Below are 21,536 nucleotides of genomic sequence, written 5' to 3'. Positions count from 1 at the left end.
TTGGAGAACGAATGATGGATACCCCCAAATTTCCTGAGCAAATGAATCAATGGGTTTGTCTGAAATGCGGCTATAACATGATTGGAGAGATGCCCGACATTTGTCCGTTTTGCGGGGCAAAGCATGACCAGTTCATGACGTGGGACGAAGTTGAAGCCGCTTATCGCGTCACTAGCTTCCCTGTTAATGACGTTGTAAGCCAGTTGCTTTCGGTACCGAAACTTGGGCTGGAACATGCAGCCTATCGCATCGAAACCGAGACAGGAGCGGTGTGGATCGATTCGCCTTCGGCATTCAACCGTGAATTGTCGCCCGTAAAAGCCATTTTATTTACTCACCACCATTTCCTGGGTGCATGCAACCAATACCGAAGCCTTTGGAACTCGGAAGTCCGGCTACATGAACTGGACGCCAAGCATCGGTTGGTGACATTGTTCGATATAGACCGGCGATTTAGCGAAGATTATGTCGCCCATGGCAATGAGGCATATCACGTAGGCGGGCACACACCGGGATTTACTTTTTATATTTACCGGGAGGTATTATTTATCTGCGATTATGTATTTTTATCTGCTTCCGGCATGCAGTTTAACCCTTACGGTCCCGCGCAAGAGACCCTGAAACAGGCCGGTCTGATATTCGAAATTGTTAAACACAAAGCCTTGAAAACGGTCTGCGGCTATAACTATGTTGCCCATTTTGCCGACTGGTTGCCTAAATTTGAGCACTTGGTGCTAAATCGTTGAAAGCGTCATGCCAACAAACGCCGAAAAATCAACTAAAGACGACATTGATCAAAATAAGTTGACTGTTTATCACGATGGCGCATGCCCTAAATGCAGGCGAACTAGCAAAGCTTACGAAAAACTCCCGGTTCGTCAGCAGGTCTGTTGTGCCGGTTCGACATTACCGGACAGGATCAGCGGTTACGGGATTTAGGTTTCGATTCACAAAAGGCTTTATCCGAATTGCATGTCCGCGAAACAAACGGCCGGATTCTTTCGGAACGAGACGCTTATATTCTATTAATGAACAAGGTGCTGTTGTTAAAACCTGTCGCTTGTCTGATCGTTTTGCCGTTGATCAGGCCCTTATTGGTCCAGCTTTATCATCGGCAGGTCAACCGCCGGCTTGAAAGTACAGAGGCAAGCTTTGACGCGAATCTGCTTCTTGCTAGCCCAAGCAGAAATCCTGGACAAATTAGCATCGCGGTTTTGGCCGTAGCAACAAGCTCATCAGCGCTAGATTACCAGTTACGGCGGTAAGTTATAAAACTGATAGCCCCATTAATCTGATTATTTAAAACTGCATCTCCCCAAAAGGCTCCAAGTGTTTTGTAGTGTCGGTTGAATCGTTAGAATTGACTGGCAGCATTTCGTGCAAAACTTGCTATTCGGAAATAGGGCTCCACTGTCTCTTAGGGGTCGCCAGGTGGCCGTCTTCTCTTCAGATTTATCGCCGGAAAGCGGTCAATGAAAATCCGACTCCTGAAAGCGGCAAGTCGTCGCTGAGTTCAACCGACCCAAGACTGCCGGTCGCGTTTCTCCAAACCGGTCAGCCAAATCCAGATTCTGCGAACTGGAGGGCTACAAAGCAGCCATTGGCGACCTCACCTTCGCCGGTTGAGGGCACTATTCAATTTTAAGGGTTAAGGCATCCAGTGACCCAGTCGGATGTCCGGTATTCGGCGAGCAAATTGACATTATCATCGCTTCACCCGACTAAAAGTCGATCACCCCAATTGAAGCCAATATGCCCCGCCCGTATAGTTTGCAAAGCAGCCCTTTGATGACAACAATACTTTTATGTACGCCCCCCATTCAATCAAGTTATTATTCAACTTCAAGATATATTTTTGGTAACTACTCGCCGCTTGGAATAGAGGGTGTAGGGGGTTGATTGTAAAGGCTTCGGCAACAGGGATGTTGCAGTGAGCTGCAGAGGCGTATTTATGCGTCCTTTGAAATCAAGCATCTACACACTAAAAAATGGGACGCGGTGAGTAGATACTTTTTTGATTTTAAAAAATTGGTGGAGAAGTAACGCTATGGGAGCATACCCTACCTCAAGCAGCCGTTTAAAGCCCAGTTACCCCCATAGTGGTTTGTTATTTGATTCGCTCCCATTCGGTATCGTTTATCAAAATTTACAAGGCCAAATCCTTTCAGCCAACCCTGCGGCCGAGAAGATTCTTGGACTGTCCTTCGATCTACTGCGTGGTATCACATCCATGGATCCTTGTTGGCATGCTATCCATGAGGATGGTTCGCTGTTTCCCGGATCAGATCATCCTGCCATGGTGACACTCCGAACGGGAACTGCCGTTCTTCATGTTGTGATGGGGGTTTTTAATCCCCAACGGCAAGATGTTAACTGGATCAACATTAATTCCATACCGATCAGAGACGAAGCCAATGACTCTGTAATGGGTGTTTACTCAATATTTGAGGATATATCAGAACTAAAAAATGCACAGCTGAAGCAAAAGGAAAGCGAGCTGCGGTTTGCCTCCTTGTTCTCCACGATGTTAGAGGGGGTTGCGTTACATCAACTTATCTATGACATATCCGGAGAGCCTAAAGATTATCTGATCCTCGAAATCAATCCTGCCTATGAAAAGCAAACTGGACTGGCCAAGCAGCGCATCGTTAACCGATTAGCTTCAGAGGTTTACGGAACAGGGGAGCCACCTTTTATTGATGTCTATGCTCAGGTTGAGCGCACAAAAATTGGCACTTCATTTGAACACTACTTCTTGCCTTTACAGAAACTTTTTCTGATTCATGTTTCCACACCTGGGCCTGGGCAATTTGTAACAATATTCGAGGACATCACTGCGCGCAAACAGGTAGAAAACATGCTGCGCTTCCATAGCCAAATTTTAAACAATCTGGCGGAAGGAATTTATTTGATTAGAACTACTGACCAAACCATTGTTTTTGCCAACCCCCGGTTTGAGCACATGTTTGGTTATGAGCCTGGGGAACTTCTCGGAAAGCATGTCAGCGTAGTTAATCCTCCAAGTATCGATAGTCATCCACCAACACATGATTCAATAATCTCAGTACTTGAGAGGACAGGCGTCTGGTGTGGCGAGGTGCATAATGTCAAAAAAGACGGCAGCCTTTTCTGGTGTTATGCCTGTGTTACCACCTTTGATCATCCCGAATTCGGACTGGTGTGGGTATCGGAACATCAAGATATTACTGCGCGCAAGCAATCGGAACATCAGTTGAGAATAGCCGCCACGGCTTTTGAAGCTCACGAGGGCATGGTGATAACCGACGCTGATAGCCTTATCTTGCAGGTCAATCAAGCTTTCACTCAAACTACCGGCTATCTGCCGGAAGAAGTGATAGGCCAAACACCACGTATATTAAAATCGGGGCTTCACAATGCTGAGTTTTATCAGGAAATGTGGAGCAAAATCGCTCTCTCCGGAAGTTGGCAAGGGGAAATCTGGAATCGGCGCAAGAATGGCGAAACCTATCCTGAATCGTTGACGATTACCGCCGTAAAAAATGAGTGGGGCAAAATTACCAACTATATTGCTACTCTCAATGACATTACACAGCGTAAATATAGCGAAGACAAAATCAAACAGCTCGCCTATTACGACCAACTCACCCAGCTTCCCAATCGGACAATGTTACTTGATCGATTAAAACAAGCCTTTGCCAACAGTGGGCGCAGCGGTTTACATGGAGCGTTGCTGTTTATCGATCTGGACAATTTCAAGACCCTGAATGATACGTTGGGTCACCATATTGGCGACTTACTGCTGCAACAAGTCGCTCAACGCCTGTTGGTGAGTGGTCGAGAAGGCGATACGGTTGCCCGCATAGGCGGAGATGAGTTTGTAATCATATTGGAGAACTTGAGTGCTTTGCCTGACGAGGCCGCTGTCCAAAGCGAATCAATCGGTAAAAAAATTCTAACGACTCTGTGCATACCTTACATACTGGATGGTCACGAATATTTAAGTACACCCAGTATCGGCTTTGCATTGTTCAAAGGCCATGGCCTTCCAGTAGAGAGTCTAATGAAACAAGCCGACATAGCGATGTATCAAGCAAAAGCGGCCGGGAGAAATACCCTGCGTTTTTTCGATCAAAACATGCAGGACAGTTTGAATCGAAGGAGCGCGCTAGAAAACGACTTACGTCAGGCCATTCTTAGCCGACAATTCGTGCTCTATTACCAAGCACAAGTCGATGGGGGCGATCATGTCGTAAGTGCGGAAGCACTCATTCGGTGGTCGCATCCTGAACGCGGAATGGTCTCTCCCGCGGAATTCATCCCTTTAGCCGAAGAGACGGGTTTAATACTAGCCATTGGGCAATGGGTATTGGAATCAGCATGCCTACAGTTGGTGACTTGGGCTAGTACGCAGGCTACCCGACATTTACGGATTGCCGTCAATGTTAGCGTTCATCAATTTCGTCAGGAAGACTTTGCCAAACAAGTACAGGAGTTGCTTGATCGCACAGGCGCAGACCCCGGCAAGCTCAAACTGGAGTTAACTGAAAGTCTTTTAGTGGACAACGTTGAAGATGTCATTAGCAAGATGAATCTACTGAAAGGTATAGGCGTGAGTTTTTCGTTAGATGATTTCGGCACAGGCTACTCTTCATTGTCTTACCTAAAGAGATTGCCGCTGGAGCAATTAAAAATTGACCAAGGTTTTGTCCGCGATTTATTGACCGACCCCAACGATGCAGCTATCGCGCGCACTATCGTAGCCTTGGCGCAAAGCATGGGGCTAGAAGTGATTGCAGAAGGTGTAGAAACTACAGAGCAGCGCGATTTTTTAGCTATTCATGGTTGCAACCATTTTCAAGGATTTCTATTCGGCAAACCTGTTTCAATTGAGCAATTTGAAAGTTTGCTCAGACATCGTTAAGACATTCTGAAGCACTGTTCAGTCGCCTTTGCATTGATAGGTGAATGCTATTGAATCCGCATTCGAACTTCTCTGAATCGGACTTCTTGCCGAAGAGATAGAGATGGGTGGATTAAGCTAAATCTCGACCAACGCCTACAAGTTGCACCGCATAACATGCTACATCGGTCAGACCGTTTGCGAATAGTGAATATGGTCTGTTCCCAACTAAGCCTTGCCTGCTGATTCCGGGCTATTCGGTATGAATTTCAAGGGTAAATCGTTACACCTTTGTTCTGCTTTCCTGAACTGGCAAATTGATCTGATCTAATAATCCTCTGTGTCCGGATAGTTCATGGAATGCTGCAAGAGGAGAAATAGCTAAAAACTGACGTCGGCGATCAGACTCAATTTATGGGTAAATCCACATTTGCTGACCAGAACGAGAGTCAAAGAAAAGTTTCTCTAGCCCAAATAGTATGAATAATATACTGTCATGGTCTGAGTTAATCCAATTTAACAATTTTTCATACTTGGATATTCAAAATATGCCACAAACGATAATAACAAATGATTCGCCCCCAGACCCTAAGCAAAACTTCATAATAGCAGCCCTTCCTGCCACTGATTATAACCGTGTGGCATCCGATCTTAAGCTCGTTGAGTTACCATTGGGATTGACGATGTCCGAGTCAGGTGACCATGTAAAATTTGTGCATTTCCCTATCTCTGGCATTGTTTCGATGGTCTACTCTCTGGAGGACGGTTCCACAAGTGCAACCGCTCTTGTTGGTAACGAGGGTATAGTTGGCATATCCATTTTTATGGGTGGGGAGAGCTTGCCTACTAGCACAGAAGTTCAAAGTGTAGGTCATGCTTATCGACTCAGCCGGAAAGTGATGAAACAAGAATTCTCGTTAGGGGGTAAACTGCAACATCTAGCCCTGCTATATACGCAGGGGTTACTGGCTCAGACATCTCTAGTTGCAGTTTGCAACCAGCATCATAATCTGGATCAGCAAATTTGCCGATGGCTGTTGATGACTCTGGATAGATTAAATGACAACAAAGTAGTAATAACGCACGCTAGAATTGGGCAATTATTGGGTATACGCCGGGCAAGCGTGACCCAAGTTCTTGGTCAGTTAGAATCTGATAAGTTGATTGTAGGTGCACGTGGCCAAATTACAGTGTTGAAACGCCGCGAACTTGAAATGCGAGTGTGTGAGTGTTATGCGGTGGTTAAAGATGAGTATGAACGCTTGCTCACAAGCAACCGAAAATAAAAGTAACGGGGTTAATCACAAAAAGAACGGTTTGTCTTAAGCCTTCACTGTATGTATTGGTATTCGTAGCTTACAGCTGAAAATATTGATTTTTACTATTGTTAGTAAGCTATTGAAAAATTGGATAAGTATCTTCTTTAGAATTTATGTATCCCTCGAGTACAAATACACCCATCAAGACCAACACCACCAGTTGAAATTACTCAAAAAAGGCAACTGGTAATAAGCAAATTTTCGATCAAATGACCTGCAAACACCAACTCAGGGTGAGCTTAAACAAACGACAGAATTGTCACTTAGATTTCTTTGAATCACTATAGAAGACGCGGATTTGAGCCTCATTTTAATTCCCAAAAAATAGACCTGTTTTTCAGGACTAAAATTGGGGAGCCGATAATTAATTCAATCTCTTTTGGGCTTTGTATTTTCGTAAAATCCTATAAGGCTTTGGTGGTGTTTGTTAAAACATACCCCTGTGTCGACCGATAAGTGCAGCTTTTCAACTTATGAAAATTTGCAACAGAACCCGTGCAGTCATAAAAACTGTTTAAGCGCGCCAAGCAAAATAATCGAAGAATGAACTTCAAACTGAAAATCCTAATCCGTTTATTTTTAGTTATCCTCCTGATAGGATTCTTAGCCTTCGGAAGTATTCTACTAAGTTTTGCCTATTCCAATAACTTCAGGGTCTGGTTTATTGAGGCTCTCGTTAATACTGAAAGACTAAAACTTGATATAAAAGGCACAACTCTCCTGGAAATCGGCTGGCAACCTAAACTGACGCTTAATCACATTTCGATCAAAAATAAGGCTTGGCCGAGGCCGGAAAATGTTGCAACAATTAATCAATTGTTATTGCAAATTTCACTACCGAAACTATTTCACGGTGAGATCTTCATAAATGATTTAAACATTAACAAGCCGGAGTTATTCTTATTAAAAAATAAGAAAGGCGATTCAAACTGGCAGTTTACTGACCGGGAAGCTGATTCAAACGATCTTGATGTACCCGTTATTTTCGAGAACCTGCGTATTAGTTCTGGAATATTTCATTATTATGATGAAATCCGTGATATGAATTTCGAAGGGGATATCGATTCCTTAAAAGGCTCTGGTGGCTGGCAACAGCCGATTATCATTGAGAGTAAGGGAAGTTATCAACACAAAACACTCAATCTGCAGGCTTCTGCAGGTTCATACTCAGAATTGCGCTCAGAAAAGAACCCTTACCCTGTCAAGCTGAATATGGCTTTTGGTCAAACTGAAATAGCCATTCGCGGCACAGTGATTCAGCCTCTGCAAGTGGCCGATCCAACGCTTAACCTCTCAATCAAAGGGCCTGATCTTGCTGAATTATTTCCTCTAACCGGCCTCCCTTTACCGCCCAGCTCAGCCTATAAAATAACGGGTAATTTAAGTCATCATGATAGCACTTGGCGTTTTGATCATTTAGAAGGAGAGATTGGTCAAACTGATTTGCAAGGAACAGTTCTAGTTAATCCAAAACTTGAACCCTTGTATTTCACTATGGATTTGTTCGCCAAAACGCTGGATCTTGCAGATTTAAGCGGATTTATTGGGGGCGAACCTAACCATCAAGATCAAAGTATTACTCAAAATGATTCATTGATAGCTGATCATCATTTCGACCTAAAACAACTTCGTGCCGCCAATGGTAAGGCCCGACTTCGTGCCACGAATATTATTAACAAAGCAGTTCCCATAACCAACTTTGACGGTCAATTATCTCTTAACAACGGTGTATTGAAGTTCGAACCCGTCACGTTCGGAATTGACGAGGGCCGGGTGAATCTTTGGATGTCAGCCTATGCAACGATAAACCCGGCAGAGGTCGACATTCAAATTCATGTGATTGACCTTTCTTTAAGCAGGCTTATCAGGAAAATTAATGATATTCAGAAAACGTTGGGCAAAATTAACGGTAAATTGACATTAAAAGGGTCTGGCAATACGCTTAAAGATATACTTTCAAGCTCTAATGGAGAAGCCTATTTAGTGCAGGTCGATGGCAAAATAAGTGCTTTGATTGTTGAGTTGATAGGCTTGGATATTGCCCAAGCGCTTGGCTACTATATCGTTGGAGATACCCAAATTCCTATCCTTTGCGCCGTTGTCGATGTCGATATTAAAGACGGGATTGCCCATTCAAAAACTTTATTGCTCAATACCCTGGATAGTGTGGTTCATGGAAATGGCTATTTGTCATTCAAAAACGAAACCTTTGATCTTGCTATTACTCCTTACCCTCGTGACTTTAGTCCGCTGACCCTTCGGTCAACCTTAAATTTTTCCGGTACTATCTTAAAACCAAAATTTTCACTTAATCCTTTATCTACTCTCATGCTGCTCCCACCCTTTGATATAGGCGAGGTTCAAAACATTGATTGCGAGAAAATGATACGACGGGCAAAGGATTAACTTTGTGGGCTTCCTTTGTGCGGCAAAGTATGGACGAAACCAGCTGATGGATAAAATGCTTGCATATCTGGATCAAAAAATTCAACCGAGACGTAGGGAACTCAAGGGTAATGTGATTGAGCTGATATTCTCGCCGCTAATTAAATACCCTCACCCAATTTCGGCCATAAAGTCCATTGAAAACTCCCCAGGTTGCTTCAATTTGTCAACACTTAACAGCACAAGTCCCCGTAGTGAGAATTGGCGGACGCCCTTAACCTGTTTGATAATGCCAAACACCGGTTCTACAGTCGATTTACGCTTGGCATAGCGAGCCTTCCCTTTTTTGGTTTTCAGATACCAGGCCATCTTCTTTTCCGAATCATCAGTTTTTGCTGCGTCGTTCGCTGAGGATTCTGCCAAAAATAACTTCCCGATATAGTCAGCCGTGAGGCAGAGCCCGGTAATTCCAGCGGGGTAAAAAATCATCAAACACGATGCGCCTGTTTTGGATTAAATAGGCAGCGCATTGCTTCCCCGTTTCATAGGTGCCCGCTAAAATAGCCACAGTGACTTTTAGTCCCGTGTGGGCCTTGGCTTTTTCCATATACCGCGCAATCTCGACTGTATGAAATACCACGCCTTGACAGGCACGGGTGATAGATGGAAACAAGCAATGCTCACTGGGATTGTGCTTTGATCAATACGGCGGATAATGCGCAATGCTGATTTCAATGCCCAAACAGTCGTCCAAGGCTAGCCAGGCTGCTTTGAATGCCTGCCGATTAGCGGCATCGCTCCACCATCGCAACGGATTAATAATCGCAAAGCATTGGGGTAAGGGTAACGTCCCTGCCGTCGCCACCACAGCCTATGCTATCAGAACCCCCTTCGCTGGTATCGTGGCTGATATTCAGAAGGATGGCGCCTTCATTTAAGCTCAGGGTCGCGTTTGAAGTTAAGAAATTATCTTGTTTTCGATGCTGGGTAACTGCATATTAGGCCATCAAGGCCAAACCAAACTAGCTGACTTTATTTATCATGACTCATTTAACAAAGACTATTATCTGGATTTTAATTGCTGTGTTGGGCGCTTCTGCAGTCGGAGGCATCGCGTTGAACCGGGGTGAGAGCATCAATGCCTTATGGTTTATTACTGCTGCGGTCTGTGTATACAGTCTGGCGTATCGCTTTTATGCGGCCTGGATTGCCGCTGGAGTTCTGGTCGTTGATGAGACGCGGGCGACACCGGCCGAGCGACTTAATAATGGGCATGACTTTTTACCCACCAACAAATGGATCGTCTTTGGTCATCACTTTGCGGCGATCGCCGGCCCCGGGCCCTTGGTTGGTCCCACCTTAGCGGCACAGTTCGGTTATTTGCCGGGTACGTTATGGTTATTGTTCGGCGCGGTGCTGGGCGGTTGTGTGCAGGATATGGTGATTTTGTTTTTATCGACGCGCCGCGATGCGAAAAGTCTGGGGCAAATGGCACGGGATGAACTGGGTGCGCTGGGCGGTTCGGCGGCCTTGCTTGCTACATTCGCCATCATGGTGATCTTGATTGCAGTATTGGGTTTAGTGGTGGTTAACGCCATGAAACACAGCCCGTGGGCGACATTTACCGTTGCCGCTACGATACCGATTGCGATGATCGTCGGAGTCTACATGCGCCATTTACGCCCTGGCCAAGTATTGGAAGCTTCGGCTTTGGGTGTGGCTTTATTGTTGCTGTCCGTTGTGGGGGGCGGGTGGCTGGATGATCAGCCGTCGTTGCGCGGCTGGTTTGATCATGAAGGCCTGACTCTGGCATGGTGGGTGATGGCGTACGGTTTTGCCGCCGCTATTCTGCCCGTATGGCTGTTGTTGGCGCCGCGTGATTATTTGTCGACGTACATGAAGCTGGGCACGATCACCCTATTAGCTGTTGCGATTTTATTTTTGATGCCGGAAGTGAAAATGCCGGCGTTGACGCAATTCATAGATGGCACAGGGCCCATATTTGGCGGCAAGTTGTTTCCGTTTGTATTCATTACCATCGCTTGTGGCGCGATTTCGGGGTTTCATGCCTTGATTTCTTCCGGCACCACGCCGAAATTGCTGAGCAACGAACGGGATATTCGAATGATAGGCTACGGCGGCATGCTGCTGGAATCCATGGTCGCGATGATGGCGATGATTGCTGCGACTGTGTTGGATCCGGGCGTGTTTTTTGCGATCAATAGCGCTGCCGGCGCGGTGGGTGCGGATCCCGCCACGGCTGTGGCGACCATCAGTGCCTGGGGGTATCCCGTGACTGTAGAACAGATGCAGACGTTGGCGCAGCAAATGGGTGAGGCCACCTTATTTGCTCGAACCGGCGGTGCGCCATCCCTGGCTGTCGGTATGGCGAGTATTTTCGGCAGCGCTTTCGGGAATGGGTTGCTGGCCATGTGGTATCACTTTGCGATCATGTTCGAGGCTATTTTCATACTGACCACACTGGACGCCGGTACGCGGGTCGGGCGCTTTATGTTGCAAGACATGCTGGGCAATATCTGGCCGAAAATGGGCGAAACGTCCTGGACGCCGTCGGTGATTTTGAGCAGCGCGTTGGTGGTCTCGGCTTGGGGTTATTTTCTATATATTGGCGTCATTGATCCTAACGGTGGGGTTAATATTTTGTGGCCGTTGTTCGGCATTGCCAATCAAATGCTGGCCGCGATTGCATTATCGGTGGCAACCGGGATTCTGATCAAATCGGGTAAGTTGAACAAAGCCTGGGTTACCGGATTGCCGCTGGTTTGGCTGATTATTATCACCAGCACCGCAGCCTGGGAAAAATTGACCAGCAGCGATGTGCGTATCGGATTTTTTGCGGCAGCACATGATTTATCTTCGAAACTGGCAGCAGGATCACTACCGGTCGAAAAAGCCAAAATTGCGCCGCAGCTGATCTTTAATTTGCATCTGGATGCCTACATTACGCTGTTTTTTGTTGCGCTGTTGTGGTTGATCGTATTTGACATGCTCCGGGTTGCGGTGCGCCATATGATGGGTAAACCGGGTTTACCGTTGACCGAAACTCCGCACAGTCCTAGTCTGCTGGAAGCTGAGTGGGTCAGAGATTGATGCGAAAACGGCTGAAGAGAGTCTGGCAAGGTATCCGGCAATTATCCGGCGATGATGCGTATGAGCGCTATTTACAACATCATGCCGCTCACCATCAGCATGAAGGTAGTCCTCCGCTCAGCAAAGCGGAGTTTTTTAAACGCTGGCAGGATCGCATGTGGTCAGGCATCAAACGCTGTTGTTAAGCCACAGAAAAGCCATTATTTCGGCCCGTTTTTCTTTTATAACAATCGTTGTAACTACTCGCTCGCTTTGAATTAAGGGTGTAGGTGCTTGATTTCAAAGGACGCATCAATACGTCCCTATAGCTCTCTGCAACATCCCTGTTGCAGAAGCCTTTTCAATCAACCACCTACACCCACTAAAATTGGAGGGGGTGAGCCGATACCAATCGTTCCAGTAATAGCAGCGATTTTGGCCTGCCTGATATGGCAGGCCACAGTAGATAGCAAAAAAACGGGAAGGATCGATTGATCCTTCCCGTAGAAGGTATACCTTTCGCACTTCAAATTTCGGCAGTGCCTAAGGAGGCAACGGGTTGTTCGGCAAAGGCTTTGCCAGCATGGATGCTGGCATAGAGCCTACAGGGATGGTTTTACGGCGTCCTTTGACGGGCACCTCGGTGCCGAATTTCGATCTACGATGGGTGTACATACAATCAACAAGCTGAACGCTTAAACGGTGGAAGTTTTGCGGCGTAGCTGCCAACTTAATCCGAATAATGCCGAAGCAAATAACGGTAATGCGGCCGGAATAGGGACGACCTTGATTTGCGTGGTTTCAAATGTGATCGTCGGGTCATAAACAAAACCATCAAAGCCGACAAAGCCGTCAAAGGTTAGATCCGGTTCTACATTTTTGAACGAAACGTTATAAGAACCGGGTGTATTCGGCGCCAATAGCGTCATATCGAACAGATGTACCGAGCCCGAAAAAGTATCAAAAAATGAACCGTCAATCACTTCAATCGTCGGCGTTATTGACTTAGTTTCCGGTAAATCCCATTGGGCAGCGGAGGTGATATTCGCAAGTTGGTCAGTATTTGTAGCGCCTGCGATTTTTAAGGGTGAATCCAGATCGACCTTGATGCCGTAAGACGTCAACCCTTCATGCAAACCATCTTCGTTGGCATACACGGATAATTTAAAAACGGCCCCTGGCGTGGTGTTGAAAATAGAGTCATAAACGCCATCGCCGTCCGCATCGGCAAATACCGATAACGAGGCGTTGCCCGTGCTCAAATGAAAAAGACCTAATGCTAGCGTCAGTGATTTAAGTATAAATTGTTTCATGGTGTCCTCGCATAATCTAAATGTTGGCATGCTGCAGCCGTGTGCTAACAGCATTGATTGGGGTCGGTTTTACATCAACGGGCAATCCCGACGGCCAAATTCCAGCCGGATTGTGCGGGTATCCCGGGTATCGACGTCACCGTCACCATCCACATCGCCTTTGCATACCGGTTCGGCCGGAGTCGCTTTCAATCCGTCGACGCTGCCTTTGAACAGCACTTCACCTTGTGGATCTTCGACGCGGAAACTGCCTTTTATAAAACCATTATTAATTTCATCCATGTTGGGCAGGCGTTGTTCTTTTAGAAACGCACTATCTGTGGGAAACGACAGTTCAGTGATGAACGAGCTGCCTTTTTCCAGCGGCGGCACACCGTCCATTTCCATGATCATGTCCTGAGCATCGTCATATACGGCTTGAACTCTAAGAACGAAGGGCTCAGGTCCCGGTCCAGGAATTCTAGGAATCTCGATGACAAAGCCTCTCAACCAGTCCCAGCGCCGCCAGTGCCAGCGCCAAGGATCTATGAAAATCAGGCGCTCCCGGCTTGACAGAGCTTCCGTGGCAATCAGGCTGGGATCCAGCATGAAGTCGGTAAAAATCTGCTCGCCAGGCGCTACGCCCAGTTTGTTTTCGCCAGCGGTCACCTCGCCGACCACGCTATAGGCCGGCTCGGATTTGTCGTCGGCGGCACCAGCAGGATTAATAAAGCTCCAGGCTGTGATTAGCGTTAGCATGTATTTATTTTGATAGTTCATGGTGTTCCCCTTATTCAAATAACTGCGGATTTGGGCTGGTTTTTACAAAAGAAAATGTGTCGAATACCGTTCTCTTGATAACATGGTTCAGATTATTGGATAGTCTGAGACAGATAGCTGTCTAGGATTACCCTTAAAACTGTTAACTTTTCCCAACAAAGGCATCAGGTCGAATCTCAGACTATTGTTTACCCGCTTGGAGATGCACCGCCATTGCCGCAGCCATCCTTATTGCCTATGCGTTTTCGCCACTAATGCTGTTTCTGGAAGCCGGTCAGGCGGCAGGTAGTGTTTTGGTTTCTTATGTGATAAAGGCTTGATAGTTTTAATTGTCGGCGGACTGGCGCATCGCATCCATGGAACATCAATGAGCGTCAATCACAGGATATGGAAGATTTGTTCTGATATTTGGCCCATCTCCGTCACGATTTTTGTGTTGGTTGGCGACCCGCTGTCAGCCATATGCACAAAGCTGTGCCGTCACCCGCAGTCTAGTGTATGAAGAGTTATGGTGTAGCGGTATTGCAGACCTCGCAATAATTGAGGAATTTCGTCACGCGACTTCGGGACGATGACAATAGCGGGGATATTCGTTTCGCCAAAATTCAGTTGGGACTGGATGACTGGTAAAATCAATGTTGGCTGCGGCCAGACGCTGATCCGATCAATGAAAATACCGGGGCTATCATCATGGCGCTAGCGTAGGTCATCAGCAGCAAAGCTGGCTTTGACCGGTCCCAAGGTTATAAAGTCGGGACTGTTCATCCCTTCCGCTAGCACTCATCCGGTGGTCAGAGCTTGCAACAATCGCCGATGGCTCTGAAGGTCTCTGTCTTGTTAAGGGCTTGGTGTTGTTAGCGGCAGGCTTTGTTATATAAAGCCTGCCTGCTTTGCAGATTTAGTGATGGGTAGGGTGAGGGAGTGTCAGTCAAATTTGTCAGTAACAGCCCCTTGGCTGGCAGAGCTCACAGAACTGGCATACTTGGCCAGAACGCCGCGAGTATATCTTGGCGCAGGCTGTTGCCATTTTTCCAGACGGCGGGCTATTTCATGTTCATTGATATGCAGGGTCAGTTGTTTGGTTTCAGCGTCAATGGTAATTTGATCGCCATTTTGAACAATAGCCAGTGCGCCGCCCACATAGGCTTCCGGTGTGATATGACCCACCACAAAACCGTGAGTGCCGCCGGAGAATCTTCCGTCTGTGATCAGCGCGACTTCTTTGCCCAGTCCTTTGCCCATGACAGCCGAAGTAGGGGAGAGCATTTCCCGCATGCCGGGGCCGCCCTTGGGGCCTTCGTAACGGATTACAATCACGTCACCTTTGACGATGTCACCGTTTAATATACTTTGCAAGGCGAGCTCCTCGGCGTCAAATACCTTCGCAGTGCCGGTAAAAACCAAGCCTTCCTTGCCGGTGATTTTGGCGACGGCGCCTTCTGTAGCGAGATTGCCGTAAAGAATGCTCAGATGGCTGTCTTTTTTGATGGGGTTGTCCAGTGAGCGGATCATATCCTGATTTTCAGGATAAGGTTTGACGTCAGCCAGGTTTTCCGCCAGTGTTTTGCCGGTTACAGTCAGGCAGTCGCCGTGCAACATACCGTTATCAAGCAAAATCTTCATGAGGGGTTGTATGCCGCCTATCTCGACCAATTCCGCCATTTGATATTTGCCGCTGGGTTTTAAATCGGCCAGCATAGGCACTCGTTCGCCTATACGGCTGAAGTCATCCAGGGTCAGATCCACGCCGGTTGAGTTGGCCATTGCCAGTAAATGTAAAACGGCGTTGGTTGATCCGCCCAAAGCGATAACGACAGTAATTGCATTTTCAAACGCGGCTTTGGTCATGATGTCGCGCGGTTTAATATCTTTTTTCAGTAATTCAAGCACGGCAGCACCGGCTTTTTCGCAGTCCAGTCTTTTATCTTCTGAAACAGCCGCTTGAGCAGAACTGTTAGGCAGGCTCATCCCCAATGCTTCGATCGCAGAAGCCATGGTGTTGGCGGTGTACATGCCGCCACAGGAACCGGGTCCGGGAATGGCTTTGGCCTCGATAGCGGCCAGTTCTTCATCGTCTATTTTATTGTTTGCGCGTGCGCCCACGGCCTCAAAGACAGAAACAACATCCAGTTTTTGATCCTTGTGGCAACCGGGGAGTATGGTGCCGCCATAAACGAAAATGGCAGGACGATTCAAGCGGGATAAAGCAATCATGCAGCCCGGCATGTTTTTATCGCAACCACCGATTGCGACGACGCCGTCAAAGCCCTGGCAACCGACGACGGTTTCAATTGAGTCGGCAATCACTTCGCGCGATACCAGCGAGTACTTCATGCCTTCAGTACCCATCGAGATGCCGTCAGATATGGTGATAGTGTTAAATATCACAGCTTTACCGTTGGCATTGTCGACACCGCGGGCAGCATCGTCTGCGAGTTTATTGATGTGCATGTTGCATGGGGTTACCATGCTCCAGGTCGAGGCAATGCCGATTTGGGGTTTTTTGAAATCTTCATTCTTGAAGCCAACGGCATGAAGCATGGCGCGGCTGGGCGCTCTTTCCATGCCATCCACAACAAGTGATGAAAATTGACGGGTATTTTTTTCCTCTGAATTTGCCATTTAACTATTTCCTGAATGCTTTGGTTAACTTCGGTGCGGCACAAAGACTGTGCATGGGTAGGATGAGTGGTCGGTGTTTAGAACGTATCCCAGCCGCTACTTCTGCGGCGCCAGCCTAATTTAGGCAGAACAAAGCCCAACAGCACCCCTGCCAGAGCTAAAGCACCCCCATAAATAAACCAGTCCTGATTGGAATTGTCGATCAATGCCTGGTTTTCGCGTTTTAATTTTTGTAACTCCCGCTCTGCGCTTACAACGCGCTCTTGTAAACTATCGCGTTCAGTTTTTATTTCTATGGCATTGGCCGCCGTCATTTTAAGTTCTGCCAATTCCCGGGTTAGGCTGTCTCTTTCGAGAACGATGGAATGCCCCAGTGAGTCGATTTTGGACGTGTCGCCTTTTAATGCCGCTAATTCAGCTTTAATGCTGTCGTTTTCTTTTTGAAAGGCTTCAATTTTTTTGTTGGCATCTTGCAATAAAACGGCGCTAGGAGGAGTTTGTAGCAAGTGGCGAGTTAAAAAATAACCTTCTACACCGTTCATTGTGCGAACCAATGAATAACCGGTACTCCTTTCTTCAATCAGTGTTAAAGGCGTGCCGGACTTGATCATCTTGACTATTTTGCTGCGATCATTTTCTGCCTTTCTTAAAGTGAGTTCCAGATCGTCGGTGACATAAACTGTTTTGGCTTCAACGGTTATTGAGGTCAGGAAGATCAGAAAACCGAGTATTTTTTTCACGAGTGTCCTTTATGGTTCGATTCTAAATGATTGTAATTTTAGCTTTAATTGCCGCTCATGAGCAATTCGAGCAATGCTTTTTGGGCGTGCAGACGATTTTCCGCTTCATCGAAAATAACGCTGTTGGGGCCGTCAATCACCTCTGCAGCAACTTCTTCGCCGCGATGAGCGGGCAAGCAATGCATGAATAAAGCCTCTTTTTTTGCAGCGCTCATGACTGATTGACTTACCTGATAATCTTTGAAAGCCAGCGCTCTTTGTTTTTGTTCTTCTTCCTGACCCATGCTGGCCCAAACGTCAGTAACTACGAGGTCACAACCTTCGGCGGCTTGTTGGGCAGTGTCAAAAAAGTTAATCGTGGCGGACGCATTATCAACAAAGCATGAATCCGGCTGATAGCCTTCCGGGCAGGCCAGGTGCAGTTTAAAATTCAATATCGATGCGGCTTCAATATAGGAGTGGCACATATTGTTGCCGTCTCCGATCCAGGCGACGGTTTTACCTTCTATGTCACCCCGGTGTTCAAAAAACGTTTGCATGTCGGCCAGCAGCTGGCAAGGGTGCATCAGGTCTGTCAGGCCGTTAATGACCGGGACGCTGGAGTGTTCCGCAAAAGTGGTTACGGTATCATGCTTGTTGGTCCTCATCATGATACCGTCAACCATGCTCGATATGACTTTGGCGCTGTCACGCAGCGGTTCGCCACGTCCCAGTTGGGTGTCCCTGGGAGATAAAAACAGCGCGTTGCCGCCCAGTTGAATCATGCCTGTTTCAAATGAAATGCGGGTGCGCGTAGATGACTTTTCAAAGATCATCGCTAACACTTTTCCTTTCAACGGCTGAAAGTCCGGGTTTCTGGTGTTCTTGAGTTCGCTAGCCCGGCTGAGCAGTTGACGGAGTTCTGAGCTTGTCAGATCGTGTAAAGAGATAAAGTGTCTGGGTTTCATAAGTTACGACTGCGCTGTAAAGTCTTGAATAACAGTGGATAAGGTGTCCACCAAAAGGTTTATTTGCTCATCGTCCATAATCAAGGGAGGAAGGAGGCGGATGGTGTTTTCTTGGGTCACATTGATCAGAAGGCCTTGAGCGAGCGCCTGGCTGACCAAAGCGCTACAAGGTTGTTTCAATTCAACTCCGATCATCATGCCTTTATGGCGGATCTCGTGGATATGGGGGGAGCCGGCCAGTTCTCTGGCTAAACCCTGGGAAATCGCGGTTCCCTTGCTTTCGGCTTGTTCAATCAGACCTGTCTCGTTCAGCGTGTCAAGAACGGCCAATGCGGCACTACAAGCCAGCGGATTGCCGCCAAAAGTTGAGCCATGAGTTCCTGCAGTGAGGATTTTGGCCGCCTGTCCTTTAGCCATACAGGCGCCAATCGGAACGCCATTGCCCAGCGCTTTTGCCAGCGTGCAGACATCAGGACTTATGGTGTTATGCTGATGTGCCAAAAATAGGCCTGTTCTGCCAACACCCGATTGGACTTCATCCAGCATCATCAGGATGTTGTACTTGTCGCATAAAGCTCTGATGCCGTTAAGAAAGTCAGGCGCAGGGATATTCACCCCGCCTTCACCTTGAATCGGTTCTGCTAAAATGGCGACAATGTTGTTGTTGGCTGATAGGGTCTGTTCAATGGAGTCCAGATCGTTATAAGGCACCCGGACAAAGCCTTCGACCAAAGGCGCAAATCCTTGCTGTATTTTGGCATTGCCTGTCGCGCTCAGCGTTGCCAGGGTCCGGCCATGAAAACTTTTTTCCATGACGATGATCGCAGGGCGCTCTATGCCGCGTTCAAATCCATAGCGCCTGGCCAGTTTTATCGCTGCTTCGTTGGCTTCTGCGCCGGAGTTGCAGAAAAAGACGTTGTCCATTCCGCTTATGGCGCACAGGCGATTGGCCAGCGTCTCCTGTAATTCAACGCCATATAAATTAGACGTGTGAATGAGTCTGGCGCTTTGGTCGCAAAGCGCTTTATGGACGGCAGGGTGCGCGTGTCCCAGGTTGCAAACGGCTATGCCGGAAAGTGCATCCAGGTAGCGGTTATTGTCCTTATCCCAAAGCCAGGCCCCTTGGCCCCTATCCAGTGTAATAGGTAAGCGACCGTAGGTAGGCATGATATGACTGGTCATCGTTTAAAGCCTGCTAACCTTAGAGCAATAAGTTGCCCTATGAAAAAACCTTAAATTATAATTTTCACGATATGACTAAGCAAGAATTAGATAATTAAATTAGGCTTTTTTAAAAAATCTATTCTTGATAAAATCGCTGGGTTATTAATATAAAAGGGTGATAATTATGGAAGTAATAGAAAGAATAAAAGACCAACTTGAGCAAAATTCGGTTGTCTTGTACATGAAGGGTACTCCTGATTTTCCTCAATGCGGATTTTCAGGCCAATCAGTTCAGGTGTTGAACGCGTGTAAAGCCAAGTTTGCCTACGTCAATATTTTTGAAGATCCAGAATTGAGGGAAGCTTTAAAGACTTATTCTAACTGGCCGACATATCCTCAGTTGTATATCAAGGGTGAATTGGTAGGCGGATGCGACATCATCATTGACCTGTATACAAAAGGCGAATTGCTAAAAATGCTGGCTGAAGCTGATGCGGTCGCTGCCTGAGCATTATTGATTCTAGCTCAAAAACCGTTGGCTTAATGAGCAGTGACAAGCTTCGGCTTGTCACTCCTTAACTTAGCCAGAACAACTTTTCTTATAAATTCAATTCGATGGATCAATATCCTGGTTCTTTGTCAGGGCTTGTTGTTTCATTTGATCCAGTTTTTCCAGATAGTCCAAGCGATTGAAAACCTGACAAAACAGTTCGGCAGTTTTTTCTGCGTCGTAGAGTGCAGCGTGCGCTTTGTCATTATCCCAGACCAGACCCGCACTTTGAGCTATCTTGGCTAATACCGTCTGCTTATAAAACAGGCCGCCCAGTGTGGCAGTATCAAAAGTACTAAAAGGATGAAAAGGGCTGCGTTTATATTGGGTGCGTGTAATGGCGGCATTCAAAAAACTCAGGTCAAATGCAGGGTTGTGGCCAACCAGAATTGCGCGATTGCAGTTGTTTCGTTTGACTGCTTTTTTGATCGGTTTAAATAGTTTTTCCAGGGCATCTTTTTCTTCAATTGCCATGCGAAACGGATGGTAAGGGTCTATGCCATTGAATTTAAGCGCTGATTCATCGAATTCTGCATTTTTGAATGGCGCTACGTTGGCGCAATGGCGTTCGGTAATTTCCATCCGACCCTGATCATCCAATTCGACGATAACAGCGGCAAGTTCAAGAAGCGCATGTTTTTTGGGGTTGAAACCGGCTGTTTCTATATCGACTATGACCGGAAGGTAGCCTCTGAATCGCTTATCAAACGGTAATCGAGTGGTTTCCATGAAGATTATAAAATGCGTTGAATGACGGGGTAAAAGCAGATACACAAGGATGTAAATGCTCGAAGAGGCTTTATCTTTATGTTATGTTACGCGAAAAATTCAATATAAAAAATCTTTTAGGAAGGCAGAGAGGGTAAATGAATAAAAGAAGAATTACATCGGGACTGCTGGGTCTTGTAATAATTTCAACAGTTGCCGGTTGTTCGTCGATTCGAACCAGCAACGATCCCAGGGACCCTCTGGAAAACTGGAATAGGAAGGTTCAGACATTTAACGATAATATCGATAAATATTTTATGAAGCCCGTTGGTCAAGGTTATCAATGGGTCATGCCTTCGTTTGCCGATCAGGCGGTTACCAATTTTTTCAGTAACATTAATGATATCGGTGTAACGATCAACGATTTAATGCAATTAAAAGTGGCCCAATCAGGTTCTGACGGCGCCCGTTTTATCGTCAATTCAGTGGCGGGATTAGGCGGATTAATTGACGTGGCAACGATGATCGATTTACCCAAGCATGATGAGGACTTTGATCAGACTTTGGGAGTGTGGGGCGTACCAACCGGGCCTTATCTGGTTATTCCCCTGTTCGGTTCCAGCACGCCTAGAGGTGTAAGCGGCGCCGCCGGTGATGCAGCTATGAATCCTATCAGTTATCTTGATAGTGGAATTATCACTTCCGGCTTATTCGGTCTCAATGCCATAGACAAACGTGCTGATCATTTGACGGCAGAAAAAATCGCCTCGGAGGCCGCTGTCGACCGTTACGAGTTTTTCAAAAATGCTTATCTTCAACACCGCAAATATCTAGTCTACGATGGCAATTTGCCGGAAGACGAATACGATTTGGAATTTGATGTTGATGATCAGGGCGATGCGCCTCTTCAGCCTTATTAAAAGGTAGAAATTAAAAGTCCTCCCGCCGGATTTTATGGGGGAGGGCCGTTTTTTTAAAATTCAATCGACCAGTTGATGATTTCTCCCGCTCTTAGCGGTGTAATTGATAAATCATCACTACCAAAAGCCAGAGGCGG

Annotated in this window: 19 protein-coding genes and 1 pseudogene; 11 read left to right on the top strand and 9 right to left on the bottom strand. The window is 46.7% G+C overall.

What is annotated here, in order from left to right; genetic code table 11:
* The first annotated feature begins 11 nt into the window (after positions 1 to 11).
* The 6 genes from GO003_RS00095 (at position 12) to GO003_RS00075 (ending at position 8,607) form a co-directional block, all read left to right on the top strand.
* The gene (locus GO003_RS00095; RefSeq protein WP_231088734.1) at positions 12 to 746 is read left to right on the top strand and encodes a rubredoxin-like domain-containing protein; all 735 of its coding nucleotides are present in this window, start codon (positions 12 to 14) and stop codon (positions 744 to 746) included.
* Between the two features lie 7 nt (positions 747 to 753).
* On the top strand, positions 754 to 939 hold the full coding sequence (locus tag GO003_RS00090) for a hypothetical protein (protein WP_231088733.1): 186 nt from the start codon (positions 754 to 756) through the stop codon (positions 937 to 939).
* Positions 891 to 1,265, top strand: a complete 375-nt coding sequence (locus tag GO003_RS26325) for a DCC1-like thiol-disulfide oxidoreductase family protein (protein ID WP_331001614.1) — start codon at positions 891 to 893, stop codon at positions 1,263 to 1,265. Before GO003_RS00090 ends, GO003_RS26325 begins: the two co-directional genes overlap by 49 nt.
* A gap of 782 nt (positions 1,266 to 2,047) precedes the next feature.
* Positions 2,048 to 4,903, top strand: a complete 2,856-nt coding sequence (locus GO003_RS00085; RefSeq protein ID WP_159658162.1) for a bifunctional diguanylate cyclase/phosphodiesterase — start codon at positions 2,048 to 2,050, stop codon at positions 4,901 to 4,903.
* Between the two features lie 458 nt (positions 4,904 to 5,361).
* Positions 5,362 to 6,168 (top strand): Crp/Fnr family transcriptional regulator, encoded by an 807-nt coding sequence (locus tag GO003_RS00080; RefSeq protein ID WP_231088732.1) that lies wholly within the window; start codon positions 5,362 to 5,364, stop codon positions 6,166 to 6,168.
* 576 nt (positions 6,169 to 6,744) lie between these two features.
* Positions 6,745 to 8,607: an AsmA family protein gene (locus GO003_RS00075; RefSeq protein WP_159658163.1), complete on the top strand. Its 1,863-nt coding sequence runs from the start codon at positions 6,745 to 6,747 to the stop codon at positions 8,605 to 8,607.
* Between the two features lie 222 nt (positions 8,608 to 8,829).
* On the opposite strand, the pseudogene GO003_RS26490 reads toward GO003_RS00075, so the two are convergent.
* Positions 8,830 to 8,955, bottom strand: a pseudogene (locus GO003_RS26490) (transposase); the annotation flags it as partial.
* Positions 8,956 to 9,028: 73 nt separating this feature from the next.
* Positions 9,029 to 9,259, bottom strand: coding sequence for an ISAzo13-like element transposase-related protein (locus GO003_RS00065; protein ID WP_159658164.1), 231 nt, complete (start codon positions 9,257 to 9,259; stop codon positions 9,029 to 9,031).
* 61 nt (positions 9,260 to 9,320) lie between these two features.
* Between GO003_RS00065 and GO003_RS00060 the strand changes: the two genes are divergently transcribed.
* The 3 genes from GO003_RS00060 (at position 9,321) to GO003_RS00050 (ending at position 11,882) form a co-directional block, all read left to right on the top strand.
* On the top strand, positions 9,321 to 9,524 hold the full coding sequence (locus tag GO003_RS00060; RefSeq protein ID WP_159658165.1) for a hypothetical protein: 204 nt from the start codon (positions 9,321 to 9,323) through the stop codon (positions 9,522 to 9,524).
* A gap of 103 nt (positions 9,525 to 9,627) precedes the next feature.
* Positions 9,628 to 11,697 carry a carbon starvation CstA family protein gene (locus tag GO003_RS00055; RefSeq protein ID WP_159658166.1) on the top strand — a complete coding sequence of 690 codons (2,070 nt, stop codon included), beginning with the start codon at positions 9,628 to 9,630 and terminating at the stop codon, positions 11,695 to 11,697.
* Complete coding sequence (locus GO003_RS00050; RefSeq protein WP_159658167.1) at positions 11,697 to 11,882, top strand: CstA-like transporter-associated (seleno)protein; 186 nt, start codon at positions 11,697 to 11,699, stop codon at positions 11,880 to 11,882. The genes GO003_RS00055 and GO003_RS00050 overlap by 1 nt, the downstream gene beginning before the upstream one ends.
* Before the next feature lie 489 nt (positions 11,883 to 12,371).
* Here the strand turns inward: GO003_RS00050 and GO003_RS00045 are convergent, their stop codons facing one another.
* The 6 genes from GO003_RS00045 to GO003_RS00020 all read right to left on the bottom strand — a co-directional run bounded on the left by GO003_RS00045 (position 12,372) and on the right by GO003_RS00020 (position 19,239).
* A complete protein-coding gene (locus tag GO003_RS00045) occupies positions 12,372 to 12,989 on the bottom strand; it encodes a hypothetical protein (protein ID WP_159658168.1) in 618 nt (205 codons plus the stop codon).
* 69 nt (positions 12,990 to 13,058) lie between these two features.
* A complete protein-coding gene (locus GO003_RS00040; RefSeq protein ID WP_159658169.1) occupies positions 13,059 to 13,748 on the bottom strand; it encodes a hypothetical protein in 690 nt (229 codons plus the stop codon).
* A gap of 924 nt (positions 13,749 to 14,672) precedes the next feature.
* Positions 14,673 to 16,370, bottom strand: a complete 1,698-nt coding sequence (ilvD, locus tag GO003_RS00035; RefSeq protein ID WP_159658170.1) for a dihydroxy-acid dehydratase — start codon at positions 16,368 to 16,370, stop codon at positions 14,673 to 14,675.
* Positions 16,371 to 16,447: 77 nt separating this feature from the next.
* Complete coding sequence (locus tag GO003_RS00030; protein ID WP_159658171.1) at positions 16,448 to 17,110, bottom strand: TIGR04211 family SH3 domain-containing protein; 663 nt, start codon at positions 17,108 to 17,110, stop codon at positions 16,448 to 16,450.
* Positions 17,111 to 17,154: 44 nt separating this feature from the next.
* Positions 17,155 to 18,057, bottom strand: a complete 903-nt coding sequence (gene argF / locus GO003_RS00025) for an ornithine carbamoyltransferase (protein WP_159658172.1) — start codon at positions 18,055 to 18,057, stop codon at positions 17,155 to 17,157.
* Positions 18,058 to 18,060: 3 nt separating this feature from the next.
* Complete coding sequence (locus GO003_RS00020; RefSeq protein WP_159658173.1) at positions 18,061 to 19,239, bottom strand: acetylornithine transaminase; 1,179 nt, start codon at positions 19,237 to 19,239, stop codon at positions 18,061 to 18,063.
* Positions 19,240 to 19,405: 166 nt separating this feature from the next.
* On the opposite strand from GO003_RS00020, the gene grxD reads away from it, so the two are divergent.
* A complete protein-coding gene (gene grxD / locus GO003_RS00015) occupies positions 19,406 to 19,729 on the top strand; it encodes a Grx4 family monothiol glutaredoxin (protein WP_159658174.1) in 324 nt (107 codons plus the stop codon).
* A 99-nt stretch (positions 19,730 to 19,828) separates the two neighbouring features.
* Here the strand turns inward: grxD and rnt are convergent, their stop codons facing one another.
* A complete protein-coding gene (rnt, locus tag GO003_RS00010; RefSeq protein ID WP_159658175.1) occupies positions 19,829 to 20,500 on the bottom strand; it encodes a ribonuclease T in 672 nt (223 codons plus the stop codon).
* A gap of 137 nt (positions 20,501 to 20,637) precedes the next feature.
* Here rnt and GO003_RS00005 point away from each other — a divergent pair, with 137 nt between their 5' ends.
* The gene (locus GO003_RS00005; protein WP_159658176.1) at positions 20,638 to 21,399 is read left to right on the top strand and encodes an MlaA family lipoprotein; all 762 of its coding nucleotides are present in this window, start codon (positions 20,638 to 20,640) and stop codon (positions 21,397 to 21,399) included.
* Positions 21,400 to 21,536 lie beyond the last annotated feature (137 nt).

The sequence above is a fragment of the Methylicorpusculum oleiharenae genome (genome assembly GCF_009828925.2).
GTDB classification, from domain to species: domain Bacteria; phylum Pseudomonadota; class Gammaproteobacteria; order Methylococcales; family Methylomonadaceae; genus Methylicorpusculum; species Methylicorpusculum oleiharenae.
Note: the sequence above shows the minus strand (reverse complement) of the source record. Positions and strands in the feature narration are given on the sequence as shown.

Bases quoted from the DNA above. Each gene is read 5' to 3' on its own strand.
- ilvD (WP_159658170.1), bottom strand. From the start codon at position 16,370: ATGGCAAATTCAGAGGAAAAAAATACCCGTCAATTTTCATCACTTGTT.
- GO003_RS00085 (WP_159658162.1), top strand. From the start codon at position 2,048: ATGGGAGCATACCCTACCTCAAGCAGCCGTTTAAAGCCCAGTTACCCC.
- GO003_RS00020 (WP_159658173.1), bottom strand. From the start codon at position 19,239: ATGACCAGTCATATCATGCCTACCTACGGTCGCTTACCTATTACACTG.
- GO003_RS00040 (WP_159658169.1), bottom strand. From the start codon at position 13,748: ATGAACTATCAAAATAAATACATGCTAACGCTAATCACAGCCTGGAGC.
- GO003_RS00005 (WP_159658176.1), top strand. From the start codon at position 20,638: ATGAATAAAAGAAGAATTACATCGGGACTGCTGGGTCTTGTAATAATT.
- GO003_RS00060 (WP_159658165.1), top strand. From the start codon at position 9,321: ATGCCCAAACAGTCGTCCAAGGCTAGCCAGGCTGCTTTGAATGCCTGC.
- argF (WP_159658172.1), bottom strand. From the start codon at position 18,057: ATGAAACCCAGACACTTTATCTCTTTACACGATCTGACAAGCTCAGAA.
- GO003_RS00045 (WP_159658168.1), bottom strand. From the start codon at position 12,989: ATGAAACAATTTATACTTAAATCACTGACGCTAGCATTAGGTCTTTTT.
- GO003_RS00080 (WP_231088732.1), top strand. From the start codon at position 5,362: ATGAATAATATACTGTCATGGTCTGAGTTAATCCAATTTAACAATTTT.
- GO003_RS00055 (WP_159658166.1), top strand. From the start codon at position 9,628: ATGACTCATTTAACAAAGACTATTATCTGGATTTTAATTGCTGTGTTG.
- rnt (WP_159658175.1), bottom strand. From the start codon at position 20,500: ATGGAAACCACTCGATTACCGTTTGATAAGCGATTCAGAGGCTACCTT.
- GO003_RS00050 (WP_159658167.1), top strand. From the start codon at position 11,697: ATGCGAAAACGGCTGAAGAGAGTCTGGCAAGGTATCCGGCAATTATCC.
- GO003_RS00075 (WP_159658163.1), top strand. From the start codon at position 6,745: ATGAACTTCAAACTGAAAATCCTAATCCGTTTATTTTTAGTTATCCTC.
- grxD (WP_159658174.1), top strand. From the start codon at position 19,406: ATGGAAGTAATAGAAAGAATAAAAGACCAACTTGAGCAAAATTCGGTT.
- GO003_RS00095 (WP_231088734.1), top strand. From the start codon at position 12: ATGATGGATACCCCCAAATTTCCTGAGCAAATGAATCAATGGGTTTGT.
- GO003_RS00090 (WP_231088733.1), top strand. From the start codon at position 754: ATGCCAACAAACGCCGAAAAATCAACTAAAGACGACATTGATCAAAAT.